This window comes from Streptomyces sp. NPDC059002 (assembly GCF_042740435.1).
Classification (GTDB): Bacteria; Actinomycetota; Actinomycetes; order Streptomycetales; family Streptomycetaceae; genus Streptomyces.
The window spans coordinates 48,531-62,668 of record NZ_JBHYJI010000023.1 but is presented as its reverse complement, the minus strand read 5'-3'; the positions used below and the strand labels follow the sequence as shown (position 1 = coordinate 62,668).

Here is a 14,138-nt window from a genome sequence, read left to right as displayed (position 1 = left end):
ACAGGCCCGTCCACCAGTCTGCCGTGCGGTCCGGCCCAGGCGTGACACGGGAGCAAGCAGGGGAAGAGACCTCTCGGAATGCACCGCGCACCCGCACCGCACCGCATCCCCACCGACTCACGGAGTCCCTATGCCTCTCCCCCGCCGCACCTTCCTCACCGGCCTTGCCGGTACGGCAGGTGTCGCCGCCGTGGCCTGTTCCGGCACCACCGCCGACGGCGTCCCCCGCGACGGCACCACCGCCGACGGCACGCCCGCCCCGCGCCGGGACGCCGCGGCCGACGCGGCCCGGCGACTGCTGCCCCGCCACTGGGACCAGCTCACCTTCCGTACGATCCCGCGCACCGGGCAGCGGGACGCCTTCCGCGTCACCGGACGCACCGGCCGCATCACCGTCGCTGGCACCGGACCCGCCACCCAACTGGCCGGTCTGCGCCACTACTTGAAGCACACCGCGCACGCCAACATCACCTGGGCGGGCAGCCAGACCGACCTCCCCGACCGGCTCCCCGCGCCCGCCACCGTCCTCACCGGGGAGGCGGGCGTCGCCCACCGCTTCGTACTGAACGACACCAACGACGGCTACACCGGCGCCTACCACGACTGGCGGTACTGGGAGCGCGAGATCGACGTGCTCGCGCTGCACGGCTACAACGAAGTCCTCGTGTACGTCGGCGCCGACGCCGTGTACCACCGCGCCTTCCAGGAGTTCGGATACACGGACGAGGAACTGCGCGCCTGGATCCCGGGCCCCGCCCACCAGCCGTGGTGGCTGCTGCAGAACATGGCGGCGTTCCCGCACCCCGTGTCGCGGCAGCTGCTCGACGCCCGCGCCCGCCTGGGCCGCCGCGTCTGCGACCGGCTCCGCGAGCTGGGCATGACCCCGGTCCTGCCCGGCTACTACGGCACCGTCCCGCCCCGCTTCACCGACAAGAACCCCGGCGCGCGAACGGTCCCGCAGGGCGACTGGGTGGGCTTCGCCCGGCCCGACTGGCTGGATCCGCGCACCGGCCATTTCGCGCGCGCGGCCGCCGCGTTCTACCGCGCACAGGACGATCTCCTCGGCCCGTCCACGATGTACAAGATGGACCTCCTGCACGAGGGCGGAAAGCCCGGCGACGTACCCGTCGGCGAGGCCGCGCGCGGCGTCGAGAAGGCGCTGCGGACCGCGCACCCCGGCGCCACCTGGGTGATCCTCGGCTGGCAGCACAATCCGCCGAAGGCCCTCACCGACGCCGTCGACAAACAGCGGATGCTCGTCGTCGACGGCCTCTCCGACCGCTTCCCGGACATCACCGACCGCGAGTCCGACTGGGGCTCCACGCCCTACACCTTCGGCTCCATCTGGAACTTCGGCGGACACACCGTCCTCGGCGCCAACACCCCCGACTGGGCCGCCCTCTACGAGAAGTGGCGCACCAAGGACGGCAGCACGCTGCGCGGCATCTCCCTCATGCCAGAGGCCGCCGACAACAACCCGGCCGCGTTCGAGCTGTTCTCCGAACTGGCGTGGCGCACCGGCGAGTCGGACCTGACCAACTGGTTCTCCGAGTGGTCCCACGCGCGGTACGGAGCACCGGACCGGCACGCCATGGCCGCATGGGACATCCTGCGCCGCACCGCCTACGGCACCACCCGCGCCGACGAATGGGCCGAGGGCGCCGACGGCCTGTTCGGGGCGCGGCCCGACCTCGCGGCGGCATCGGCGGCGGCCTGGTCCCCGAAGAAACTGCGCTACGACCCCGCCGACTTCGAGCCCGCACTCGGCGAACTCCTCGCCGTACGCCGCGACCTGCGCGATTCATCCGCCTACCGCCGCGACCTCCTCGACGTCGCCCGGCAGGCACTCTCAAACCGCAGCCGCGTCCTGCTCCCCCGCATCAAGGAGGCGTACGACGCCGGGGACACCGCCCACTTCGACCGCCTGACCCGCGACTGGCTCGACCTGATGGCCCTGCTCGACCGCCTCGTGGCCACCGACTCCCGCCACCTGCTCGGCCGCTGGGTCGCGGACGCCCGCGCCTGGGGCGCCGACCCGCAGGAACGCGACCGGCTCGCCTACGACCAGCTCTCCCTGCTCACCACCTGGGGCCCCCGCCCCGGCGCGAACGCGGGCCTCCACGACTACGCCAACCGCGAATGGGCGGACCTCGTCGGCGGCCTCTACCGCCTCCGCTGGACCCGCTACTTCAAGGAACTCCGCTCGGCGCTCACGGAGGGCAGAGAGCCCAGAGAGATCGACTGGTTCGAGCTGGAGGACGCTTGGACCCGAGACCCGGGCCCTTTGAGAACACACCCGACGGGCGACGTACACAGGTTGGCAACTCAGGTACGAGCCACCTTGTCTGCCCCGTAGGGGGCTAGGGGCGCGGGGAACTGCGCGACCAGCCACACCCCACCCGCACCCGAAAGAAGAGCTGCGCCCCCCACCCGGGGGGGGCAAGGGGCGCAGCCCCGAGCTCACCCGCGCGGACACTCCTTCCACGCCAGGTGGTACACGGTACTGATGTCCCCATCGGTCGAGTCCATCGTCATAAAGCTCGCCTTCGCCGGATCCGACGTCCCCGCGTCGACCCGCAACTCGGTGTTGATGTTGAAGTTGCGCCGCTTGCCGCACGGCGCCCACACCAGCTGGGCCCAGTCCGTCGAGTCCGTGGCCTGCCAGTTGTCGTTGTAGGTGCCCTTGTACTCGTGGCTGATCGCGGCCGTCTGGGGCGAGCCCTGGAAGTAGTACGACGCCTTCTCCGTGCCCTTGGCGCCGGGCTGCAGCGACGCGTACCCGCGGTAGTCCGCGCTCGCGATCGCGTAGGTGAAGCCCTGCGGGACGTGCACGACGAGGTTGAGCTGGCAGTTCTTGCGGAAGGCGGTGGGGTCGGAGCCCGCGCCCGCCCGGGCGAGATAGTCGCTGTAGGTGACCGTGAAGGCCGTGTTGTCCTCGGAGACGGCGACGGCGGCGGTACCGGCGGGGCAACCGGATCCGTTCACCGTGGCGATCTCGATGACGATCTTGTCCGGGGGCGTCGGGATGCTCGCGGACGTGTCCTGCGCGGGGAGCGTCGAGCCGAACAGCGCCGCGACGGCGCCGGTCAGCAGCAGTGCACCAGCCATGGTTCTCCGTTCCATTACTGATGTGGGGAGTTGGAGAAGTGCTGTAGCGCGATGAGCGGGCTGCAGGCGCCTGCAGGAACGGATTGCGTCGAGCGAGGGGGATCGTACGGACCAATGGGTCCGGTGGACAGGGCGATGTCCGGCCATTCGGCGTCGGCAACTCCGCGTGTCTTGACGGGTATACGACATGCCGAATCTCTGGTAGGAAACCTTCCTAACAGAACGCGGACCCATGAACTCCCCTTAGCACTTCCTCGAACCTGCTCGAACTCGCTTCGAACTCCCCGTCAAGGAGGCCCTCGTGGAGACCCCCCACATACGCCCGCGCACCACCGGCCACGCCACCTCGCGCCGCACCCTGCTCGCCTTCATCGGCGCCGCCGCCGTGGCAGGACCGCTCCTCGCCACCCAGACGGCCACCGCGACCCAGACCTCGGGCACGGTCGCCGCGGCCGGGCTCGACGACCCGGCGAAGAAGGAGATCGCGATGCGGATCGTCTGCAGCGCGGAGAACTCCTCGCTCGAATGGAAGAAGTGGTACCGCTACTGCGAGGACATCGACGACGGACGCGGCTACACCGCCGGGATCATCGGCTTCTGTTCCGGCACCGGCGACATGCTCGACCTCGTCGAGCTCTACACCAAGCGCAAGCCGAACAACATCCTCGCCAAGTATCTGCCCGCGCTGCGCAGGGTCGACGGCACCGACTCGCACGAAGGCCTCGACCCGACGTTCAAGCCCGACTGGGAGCGGGCCGCCGACACGGACGCCGAGTTCCGCAAGGCGCAGGACGACGAGCGCGACCGCGTCTACTTCAACCCGGCCGTCCAGCAGGGCAAGGCCGACGGCATCGGCGTGCTCGGGCAGTTCGCGTACTACGACGCGATCGTCATGCACGGCGACGGCAGCGACTCCACCAGCTTCCGCAACATCCGCAAGCGCGCGCTGCGTTCGGCCAAGCCGCCGGCCCAGGGCGGCGACGAGGTGAAGTACCTCAACGCCTTCCTCGACGCCCGCGTCTGGGCGATGAAGCAGGAGGAGGCCCACGAGGACACCAGCCGGGTCGACACCGCGCAGCGGGTCTTCCTGAAGAAGGGCAACCTCAACCTCGACACGCCGCTGGACTGGAAGGTGTACGGGGACCCGTACCACATCGGCTAGGCACTCCGCGGGGAACTGCGGGTCCACGGCCGCGGGTACGTCGTGGCCGGTCGCGCGGTTCCCCGCGCCCCTTCGGGGCGCACACCTCTTGCCTCTGACAGGTTGAAATGGGTACGGTCCCCGCCAACTCCCTGTCTACGCGCGTCATCCTGCACCGAGGTGAGAGATCCATGATTCTCCGTACGACCGTGCTCGCGGCCGCCACCGCGGCCCTCCTCACCTCGGGCGGCGCCACGGCCCCCGTCGCCGTGGCGGACGGCGGCTGGCAGCGTGCCGGTGACGACATCACCTCCGGCATCAGCGGCCTCGCCCTCACCGGTCGCGCGGACGGCGCCACGCACGCACTCGTCGTACGCGACAACAAGAAGCCCGGCCAGAACCGCGTCGCCGATCTCACCTACCGCCCCGGCCGGTCCGCGACCGTCGAACCGCTCGCCTGGTCCGGCGGCGGCGAGCCGATCGACCTGGAGGCGATAGAGGCGGTGCCCGGCACCACCGGCGAATACCTCGCGCTCGCCAGCCGCGGCCTCGTCTACCACCTGAAGACGACCGGCTCCGAAGCCGAGGTCCTCGACGTCTCGCCGCTCCCCGCGATCGCCGACGGCGACGACTACGAGAGCTTCGCGCTGACCTCCCGCCACGGCAGGCTCGCGGCCGTCTGGGCCGACCGGGGCGCGGGCAAGGACCGTCCCGCGACGCTGCACGCGGCGCCGTTCTCCTTCAACAAGTACGGCGAGGCGGACTTCGGCCCCGTCACCACGGCCCGCTACCGCGCGCCCTACCCGTCGGGCAACGTCCGGCACGTCTCGGACATCACCGTCACGGAATCGGGCCGCCTGCTCATCGGCTCGGCCTCGGACTCGGGCGACGACGGCCCCTTCGCCTCGGCGGTCAGCGACGCGGGCCGCCTGTCCGTGAACCGCTCCGGCACGGTACGGCTCACCGTCGACAAGTCCCCCGACGTCCTGCGGAAGTTCAAGGGGCACAAGATCGAGGCTGTGGAGTGCGTGCCGGATACGCGGACGGCGCTGCTCGGGACCGACGACGAGAACGCGGGCGGTTCGGTCCGGGCGTCGGGGCTCTGCTGACCGCAGGCGACCTCAACGTCGCGCGGGCAGCAGCAGCTCGCGCCGCTCCTCGTCCGTGAGGGCGCGGAAGACGCGGGAGCGGGCGAGCGCGAGCAGCTCGTCGAGGTCCATGGCGGGGTTCCAGAGGCGGACCGTGCGGTCGCGGGAGACCGTGGCGAGCCGGGTGCCGTCCGGCGACCAGGCCAGGTCGTTCACCTGGTCGTCGTGGATGCCGACGACAGCGAGCTCGCGCCCTTCGTCCGGGTCCCACAGGCGTACGGTCCCGTCCCAGGAACCGGTGGCGAGCCGGGTGCCGTCCGGCGACCAGCCGAGCCCCTGCACACGCTCCTCGTGGCCGGTCAGGCACGCCAGTTCGGCGCCGGTGCCCGGGTCCCACACGCGGACCGTGCGGTCGCGCGAACCGGTCGCGACGCGGCGCCCGTCCGGCGACCAGGCCACGCTGACCGTGTAGTCCGTGTGGCCTTCGAGCAGGGTCAGGCGGGTGCCTGTCGTGACGTCCCAGACGCAGGCCGATGACCTGGTCAGGGAGGTGAGGAGGCGGCTTCCTCCGGGCGACCAGGCGGGGCGGGCGAGCCATTGGCGGTCGCCTTCGAGGGTCAGGAGGTGCGTGCCGTCGCGGGCGTCGCGAAGGCGGGTGCCGCCGTCGTTCTCGGTGGTGACGAGGCAGGTGCCGTCCGGTGACCAGGCCACGGAGGTGAACGCCCGGCCCGGTGCGGGGAGTTCCAGCATCGGCGACATGTCCCGGCTGTCGTGGACGGTCATCATCCCGGTGCGGGTGACGGCGGCAAGCCGGGTGCCGTCGGGCGACCAGGCCGCGTCGGCCGCTTCGCCGTTCTGCCGCAGCCGGGCGATGGCGCCGTGCGGCGCCGGGCCTTGGACGAGCACCTCGTCACCCAGGCCGCAGGTGGCGATGCGGGCGCCGTCCGGCGACCAGCTGAGACTGTGCCGCGCACCACCCGGGAACAGCCGCGTCCCCACCGAGGTGCCGGTCGTGGTCATGTCCCACACGGACACGGTCCCGTCGCGGGAGGCGGTGGCGATGCGATCGCCCTGCCACGCGATGTCGTTGACGCAGTCACCGTGGCCGCTCAGGGCAAGCCTCTCGTTCGTGAGCACGTTCCACACATGAACGGTCTTCTCGTTGTCGCCCACCGCGATGTGGACGTCGTCAGGTGACCAGGTCACGCAGGGCAGCGGCACGACGAGCTCGCGCTGCGCCTGCGTGTCGTCGCTCCAGACCCCTCTTTCCAACGAGGAGACGGCGACCGTGCCCGCCTCGGAGACCGAAGCGAGGCGCCCTCCCTGGTGCGACCAGGCCACATCGGCGGCGGTCAGCCGGTGCCGGAGCGAGCCGGGACCCGGTTCCCCGGTCGCCATGCCCCAGACCCACACCCACCCGCCGTCCGCCGCACCCGCGAGCCACCTCCCGTCCCTGGACCAGTCGACCCGCCACACCTGCCGCTCCTCGTCCAAGGGCGGCGAAAGGACCATCACCTCGGCGCACGTCCCGGCGTCCCAGACCCGCAACCCGTCCAGCGACACCATCGCGATCCGCGCACTGTCGTGCGACCATGCGGCGCTCCCGCCCCAACTCCCGGGCAGCACACCGCACTCGGCCCAGCTCGCCGTGTCCCAGATGACGCCACGGCAGTCCCGGAACCCGGCGACGAGGCGCCGCCCGTCGGGCGACCAGGCCACCGTGAGAGCACTGTCGTCCTCGCCGCCCTCGCCGCCCTCCCGCACGAGCACGGTCAGCGGCTCCCGCCCCACGCCACCGGGCTCCGTCGCCCAGATCCGCACTCTCCCGTCCTCGTACGCGGCCGCGAGCCGTTCCCCGTCCGGCGACCAGGACAGGGCGCGCACATTGCCCCCGTTCCCCCGGAACACGGCGCACCGCCGCGCGGACCTGAGCCCGACCTGCAGAGCCCGCTGCGCGACCGACGTCGGCGCGCACTCGTCGATCGCGGCCAGCGCGGCCAGCAGCGCCAACTCCGGGTCACGGTCCGCCGTTTCGATGGCCCGCCGCGCCACGGCGTCCGCGACCTGCACCAGGGCAGCACTGTCGCGTCGTACCGAAGCCGCGAGGAAGTCGTCGATCAGGGCGGTCCCCCCGAGCACGTCGGGCGCCTGCGCCAGCCACCCCCGCACGGCCGCGAGCCGCTCCCCGCCCAGGAGATACGCCGCGCGCCGCCCGGAGTGCTCCCAGTCCTGCGCAAGACGCTCCAACTCCGTACGCCACCGCAGCACTTCGGCGGCCTCCGCCACCGCCTCCCGCAGCGGCGCCCACTGCCGGAACAGCGCCTCATGGCACACGTCGATGACGTCGCCGTCACCCGTGAGCAGCCGCCCCTCGACGAAGGCGTCGGCCACGGCGCGCTCGCGCGGCGCGAGGTCGGCGCGGCGCACCCGGCGGCGGGTGGGCGCGCCATGCTCACCGTGTTCCAGGGTGACGAACTTCAGCAGTACGGCAAGGACGGGAGCGCTCGCGTCGGCCGCGCGGAGACCGGCCGCGATCCGGTCCGCCTGCTCCGCCAACGCCCCTGCCACACCGCCCAGTTGAAGGTAGTCCGCCTCGGCCATCGAACCCTCGGTCCCGGACCGCAGGAACAGCGCCTGCAAGGTGTACGCGAGGAGGGGCAGGGCGTCGCCGCCGCCCGTGTCGTCGACCATGCGGGCGACCAGGCCCGGCGGGAAGGCCAGGCCCGCCGCCCGGGCGGGCCGCTCGATGACGTCGAAGAGTTCGGCACGGCCGAGCACCCCGAGGAGCAGGGGATGCCGGACGAGGTCCGCGTGTCCGGATTCCAGGAGATCGGTGAGGAAGTCCGAGCGCAGGGTGGCCACGATCCACAGGTGCGGATCGGCCGCCAGCGCGCCGCCGACCCGCGTCAGGAACTCCTCGCGGTCCCGCTCGCCGGAGAGCGTGAACAGCTCCTCCAGCTGGTCGACGACCACGAGCACCGGGGCGCCCCGCCCCGCACGCAGACGTCCGGCGTCGGCAAGGCGGGCGGCCAGGGCCGGCACCGGCTCCGCGCCGGGCGCGAACGGCGGCACCACCGACCAGCGTTCGCGCCCCTTCGCAAGGGCGGGCAGCAGCCCGGCCGCGACCAGCGAGGACTTGCCGCTCCCCGAAGGCCCGATGACGACGGCGACCCGGTCCCGCACGCCCCCGGCCCCCGCGCCCCTCAGCCGCCCCACCAGCTCCCTGACCTCCCGGTCCCGCCCGAAGAACACCCCGGCGTCGGCTTCCGTGAAGGCCTCAAGTCCCGGGTAGGGAGGCTGACTCGAGTCCCACGCGGGGCGGGCCGTGACCGGCCGGTCGAGCAGGTGCAGCCACCAGGTGCAGCCGATCAGGAGCAGCACGACGACGCCGAGCAGCGGCAGTGATCTGTCGCGCAGGAAACGCAACGGCCCGAAGTCGTCGGACGTGCCGCTCGTCGCGTAGTTGAGGACGATGCCGAGGAGCGTGGTGCCGATGAGCACGAGCACGTTCACGGCGAGCTTCAGCCCGCGCCGCTCCATCCGGCCCCTCCCCGCGCCGCCCCACGACACTCCCGGCAGCAGTATCGCGCCTCCGGCTCAGTGCGTCACCGCGGGCTCCGGCTGGTCGGCGGTGGCCGGACTCGGCTTCGTACCCAGGTGGTTGAAGACCAGGTTCAGGGAGACCGCGAGGATGCACCCCGTGAAGATGCCGGAGCCGAGGACGATCTGGGCCCAGTCGGGGAAGGCGGCGTAGAAGCCGTCGGAGAGGGCGGGGGCGAGGCCGGCGCCGAGGGTGATGACGACGATCAGGGCGTTGTCGCCGCGGTGCAGGTCGGCCTGGAGCAGGGTCTGGATGCCGCTGACCGCGATGGAGCCGAAGAGGAAGAGGCTGACGGCGGCGAGGACCGGCATGGGGACGACCGAGATCAGCGCGGCCGCGGCCGGGCTGAGGCCGATGAGGACGAGGATCGCGCCGCTGAGCGCGACGACGAAGCGGCTGCGCACCTTGGAGATGACGACCAGGCCGATGTTCTGCGCGAAGGCGCTGGCGTGGAAGGCGTTGAAGAGCGGGCTGAGCGCGGAGCCGAGGGCGTCGGCGCGCAGCCCGCGGGCGATGGTCTTCTCGTCGACGTCCTTCTCGACGATCTTGCCGAGGGCGATCATGTCGGCGGTCGACTCGGTGAGGATCACCAGCATCACGACGCACATGGAGATGATCGCGGGGAGGTTGAACTCCGGGGCGCCGAAGTGGAGCGGAGAGGGGATGCCGACCGGGTCGGCGCCGTCCAGCTCGGAGAAGTCGGCGAGGCCCATCGGTATCGCGAGCAGCGTGCCGAAGATCATCGCGAAGAGCATGCTGATCTGCTTGAGGAAGCCGCGCGTGAAGCGCTGGAGCAGGAGCATCACGAGGACGGTGGCGCCCGCGAGGCCGATGCTCCTGGGTTCCGGGGTGCCCGTCGGTGAGTCGTCGACGATCCAGTCGTACGCGACCGGGATGAGCGAGACGCCGATCAGGGTGATGACCGAGCCCGTGACGACCGGCGGGAAGAAGCGGACCAGGCGCGAGAAGTACGAACTGACCAGGAAACCGAAGAGACTTGAGACGATGATCGCGCCGAAGACGACCGGCATGCCCGCCTCGACGCCGCCCTGCGTCGAGATGATCGTCAGCATCACGCCGACGCCCGCGAACGAGACGCCGTCGCAGCTGACCTGCGGAGCTGTCCAACGCCCCACGGGATGCAGTACGTTGCCTCTCCCACGCGGGAGTCCTCGAAGGCACAGATCCGGCATCGCCGGTGGACCCGGTTTCATACGGGACGCTTGACCGCGTAGGTGCGGGGCGCAGTCAATCGCCTCCGTTCCACCGTGGTGGAGCTGGACGCAAACGGCGTGTCACAGCCAGTGGCGTTCGTTGTGCAAGCTGGTCGGTGAACCGACCAGCAGTTGACAACTCATGGGTGGCTCTTCTGCCATTACGTGATGCTGGACGTCGGCCCCGTTCCGTGGAGTTCACGCGACACGGAACAGGGCCAGCATCACCGCATGGAAAGTAACTTCCGCCGTACGGTCGACGGCGCCACGACGCTACGTCAGCGCACCCCGGCAGCGGAAGACGTCGTACGAGGCAGGACGGGCTGCCTTCCGGACCTTCCAGTTCTGCCCTCGCACACCTCGCGCCGCCCCCCGTACAACGCGTATGCAGGTGAGGTCAGCATTCCGCCCATCGAAACGGCCCCCTGCATGCGTACGCACGACCCCGCCAAGACCCCGCACACCGGCCCCGCCGGGTCTCCCGCCCGCGCCCAGGCCGATGGCACGGGTCCCGCGGGCGCGTCCGCACAGCTGCTCCTGGCCCTGCAGCGCAGCGCCGGGAACGCCGCGGTGGTCAACGCGCTCAAGGAGCAGGACGCCGCCGTGCAGCGGTCCGCGGTGCCCGGCGTGCTGCGCACCGGCGGACGGCCGCTGGACGACGCCACCCGCACCGACATGGAAGCCCGGCTCGGCGCCGACTTCTCGGACGTGCGCATCCACACCGACAGCGCGGCCCGCGCCTCGGCGGCCGAGGTCGGGGCCCGCGCCTACACCTCCGGCAACCACGTCGTCGTCGGCGACGGCGGCGCGGACCGGCACACCCTCGCCCATGAGCTGACCCACGTCATCCAGCAGCGCCGCGGCCCCGTCGCGGGCACCGACAACGGCGACGGCCTGAAGGTCAGCGACCCCGGCGACCGGTTCGAGCGGGAGGCGGAGGACAACGCGCGCCGCGCCCTGTCGGGGACCGCCCCCGCGGTGACCGACGCACCGGCGCAGGCCGACACGGCGGCCGCCGCCCCGTCCGAGAGCGCTCCGATCCAACGGATCATGCGCCTCACCGACCGGGACAGGCGCACCTATCAGGACACCAGCGCCCCGGGCCCCGAGTACTCCTACCTCTACCACCTCAACTCCCGCCCGCTGTTCGTCCTGCACGGCGCGGTCGAGCAGTTCCAGGCGGCGGCCGCGAACGCGAGCACCCGGGAACTCCCGGACCTGCTGGGCGCCCTCGGCCCCGTCTTCGTCTACGACGCGGAGGCCAATCACCTGCGGCCCATCCAGCTGGACGGCCGGGAGGCGAAGGGGCTCGCCAACTTCGCGAGCCGCAATCGGCCCGCCATCTGGCAGACCGGCGGCGGCTCCCGTCTGCCCGACCCCGACGGCGTCCTCATCGCCCTCAACGTCTCGTCGCGGAACGAGGCCTTCGAACTCCTCGGCATCTCCGCCGAGGACCAGGCGGCGTTCGAGAAGGTGGAGTTCTACGGCGTCCACAGGGCCGAGATGTTCGAAGCCGCCTCCCAGGACATCGCCACGGCGACACAGAACGCCTACTCCTACGAGAGCCCCGACGGATCACGCAAGGTCGTCTACGGATCGCGGGTGACGCAGGCACGGTCGGACACCCACCGGATCCGCATCGGCGCGGAGTCCATCGGGGACGAGGGGTTCGACGCCCTGGACCCGGACAGCCCCGAGGGACAGCAGCTCACGGCCCAGTTCCAGGCGCTGCCCGCCGTGACCCCCGACACGGGCTGGGTGCCGGGAACGGGCATCCGGGCCGTCGACCGCGGCGCGGGCCAGGACGCCGCCATGGGCAACTGGAACGCCCTCGCGGCCGCCGCCTACGCGAACCGCTTCCTGGAGGGTTCGGCCCCCATGAACCAGAACTGGGAGTGGCTGCACGTGCGGGGCGCGCAACTCGGCGGACGGACCGAGGGCGGAAACCTCGTGCCCGGTCTCTACGCGGTGAACTCGGCGATGATCCCGTGGGAGAACATGATCGTCCAGTGGGCCGCGCAGGATCCGGAGCGGTTCTGGGCCCGTTTCACCGCGGACCCGGTCCCCGGCACGCCCTTCGCGAGCAACATCTCCCTGTACGTCAAGGCCGTGGACCACGCCCAACTCGGCACCCTGGAGGCGAAGGTCGCCTCCTTCGACCCGATGTCCGGCAAGGTGGTCGACAAGGTGGCGGGCGAGATCGTCAAGCGCAACGCCGACCAGCAGATCAGGGCGTAGCACCGGAAGTCGGCCCCGTTCCACGTGAGTTCATGAGGCAGGGAACGGGGCCCGACCGGCCCTTCGGCACGTCAGTGCACGGCGGCGGAGGACCCCGAGGGCGAGGAGTGCGTGCGCTGTTCGGCGATCGCCGAGCCTCCCTCCATCGGCGCCGTGACCTCGTCGTCGTCGCGGCCCCCGCCGATGTGGTTGAAGACCAGGTTCAGGAGCACGGCCGCCACACAGCCCGTCGAGATGCCCGAGTCGAGGATGATCTTCGCGGTCTCCGGGAACGCGTGGTAGAACTCCGGCGCCGCGATCGGGATCAGGCCGACGGCCAGCGAGACCGCCACGATCAGGACGTTGTTGTCCTTCTCCAGGTTCGCCTTGACCAGCGTCTGGATGCCGCTCGCCGCGACCGAACCGAAGAGCACCACACCCGCGCCGCCGAGCACCGGCCGCGGCACGACCGCGATCAGCGACGCCGCCATCGGGCACAGACCCATCAGGACGAGGAAGCCGCCGCCCGCCGCCACGACGTACCTGCTGCGGATCTTGGTCATCGCGACCAGGCCGATGTTCTGCGCGAAGGCACTGCACATGAAGCCGTTGAAGAGCGGGCTGACCGCCGAGCCGAGGGTGTCGGCGCGCAGGCCCGCCGCGATGGTCTTCTCGTCGGCGGGACGGTCCACGATCTCACCGAGCGCCAGCATGTCGGCGGTGGACTCGGTCATCGAGACCACCATGACGACACAGAGGGAGACGATCGCGGCCGCCGCGAACTGCGGGGCGCCGAAGTGGAACGGGGTCGGGAAGCCGACGACGTCCGCGTCGCCGACCGGGCCGAAGTCCGTGACGCCGAAGGGGATCGCGACGAGCGTGCCGATGACCAGGCCGAGCAGTACGGCGATCTGCTTCACGAAGCCGGTGGTGAAGCGGCGGAGCAGCAGCACGATGACGAGCGTGCTGCCCGCGAGTCCCAGGTTCTTCATCGAGCCGTAGTCGTCGGCCCCGGGGACCGGGCCCTGCGCCCAGCCGAAGGCGACGGGCATCAGCGAGATGCCGATCAGGGTGATGACCGTGCCGGTGACGACCGGCGGGAAGAAGCGGATCATCTTGGAGAAGAACGGGGCGGCGACGAAGCCGAGGACGCCCGCCACGATCACCGCGCCGAAGATGATCGGCAGCGCGTCGTCCTTGTCCTTCGTGGAGTCGACGACGGCGAGCATCGGCGCGACACCGGCGAAGGTCACGCCGTTCACGAAGGGCAGCCGGGCGCCGATCTTCCAGATCCCGAGGGTCTGCAGGAAGGTGGCGAGGCCCGCGGTGAAGAGACAGGCGCCGGTGAGGAAGGTGAGTTCCTTGGCGGGCAGTCCGATCGCCGCTCCCACGATCAGCGGCGGTGCGACGACACCCGCGTACATGGCGGCCACATGCTGCAGGCCGGTCGTCGCCATCTTCAGGGGCGGAAGCTTCTCGTCGACCGGGTGTACGGCCTGGTGGGATCCCTCGTCCGCGTCGGGATCCGGGGTGGTGCCTTGCTTGGTGAACCTGGGCTGAGTGGCCACTGTGGCTCCTCCGGTTGTTTTCCAGTCCCGGCCCGCGGCCGGCACTTTTCGCTTCTGGGAGGTGGTGCGTGGTGCAAGGACCTGCTCGATGTGAAGTTGTGGGTACTGCGCCCAGGTAGTACTGACCGCCCCGGGAACGCGAAGTGTTGGGCCGCGTTCCGGGGCGGCACTTGAGCAGCCCGCTCGGCTGCTCAAGTCCGG

The 14,138-nt window shown here is 71.2% G+C and carries 8 protein-coding genes; 4 read left to right on the top strand and 4 right to left on the bottom strand.

All coding sequences use genetic code 11. The annotated features are described in order from the left end of the window. The first annotated feature begins 130 nt into the window (after window positions 1-130). Window positions 131-2,356, top strand: coding sequence for an alpha-N-acetylglucosaminidase (locus ACFWZ2_RS21685; RefSeq protein WP_384547998.1), 2,226 nt, complete (start codon window positions 131-133; stop codon window positions 2,354-2,356). A 104-nt stretch (window positions 2,357-2,460) separates the two neighbouring features. Here ACFWZ2_RS21685 and ACFWZ2_RS21680 read toward each other — a convergent pair whose 3' ends face one another. Further along, complete coding sequence (locus ACFWZ2_RS21680) at window positions 2,461-3,108, bottom strand: DUF4360 domain-containing protein (RefSeq protein WP_384547996.1); 648 nt, start codon at window positions 3,106-3,108, stop codon at window positions 2,461-2,463. Window positions 3,109-3,409: 301 nt separating this feature from the next. Here ACFWZ2_RS21680 and ACFWZ2_RS21675 point away from each other — a divergent pair, with 301 nt between their 5' ends. Both ACFWZ2_RS21675 and ACFWZ2_RS21670 read left to right on the top strand, forming a co-directional pair. Beyond that, entirely contained in the window at window positions 3,410-4,270 is an 861-nt protein-coding gene (locus tag ACFWZ2_RS21675; protein WP_384547994.1) for a chitosanase, read from the top strand. Window positions 4,271-4,440: 170 nt separating this feature from the next. Then, window positions 4,441-5,358, top strand: a complete 918-nt coding sequence (locus tag ACFWZ2_RS21670; protein WP_384547992.1) for a hypothetical protein — start codon at window positions 4,441-4,443, stop codon at window positions 5,356-5,358. 12 nt (window positions 5,359-5,370) lie between these two features. Here the strand turns inward: ACFWZ2_RS21670 and ACFWZ2_RS21665 are convergent, their stop codons facing one another. Together ACFWZ2_RS21665 and ACFWZ2_RS21660 are read right to left on the bottom strand one after the other, a co-directional pair. Beyond that, window positions 5,371-8,877 (bottom strand): hypothetical protein, encoded by a 3,507-nt coding sequence (locus tag ACFWZ2_RS21665; protein ID WP_384547990.1) that lies wholly within the window; start codon window positions 8,875-8,877, stop codon window positions 5,371-5,373. 57 nt (window positions 8,878-8,934) lie between these two features. Further along, a complete protein-coding gene (locus ACFWZ2_RS21660) occupies window positions 8,935-10,074 on the bottom strand; it encodes a nucleobase:cation symporter-2 family protein (protein WP_384547989.1) in 1,140 nt (379 codons plus the stop codon). A gap of 507 nt (window positions 10,075-10,581) precedes the next feature. Here ACFWZ2_RS21660 and ACFWZ2_RS21655 point away from each other — a divergent pair. Continuing rightward, window positions 10,582-12,390, top strand: a complete 1,809-nt coding sequence (locus tag ACFWZ2_RS21655) for a DUF4157 domain-containing protein (RefSeq protein WP_384547988.1) — start codon at window positions 10,582-10,584, stop codon at window positions 12,388-12,390. A 71-nt stretch (window positions 12,391-12,461) separates the two neighbouring features. On the opposite strand, the gene ACFWZ2_RS21650 is transcribed toward ACFWZ2_RS21655, so the two are convergent. Further along, the gene (locus ACFWZ2_RS21650; RefSeq protein ID WP_384548103.1) at window positions 12,462-13,826 is read right to left on the bottom strand and encodes a nucleobase:cation symporter-2 family protein; all 1,365 of its coding nucleotides are present in this window, start codon (window positions 13,824-13,826) and stop codon (window positions 12,462-12,464) included. Window positions 13,827-14,138 lie beyond the last annotated feature (312 nt).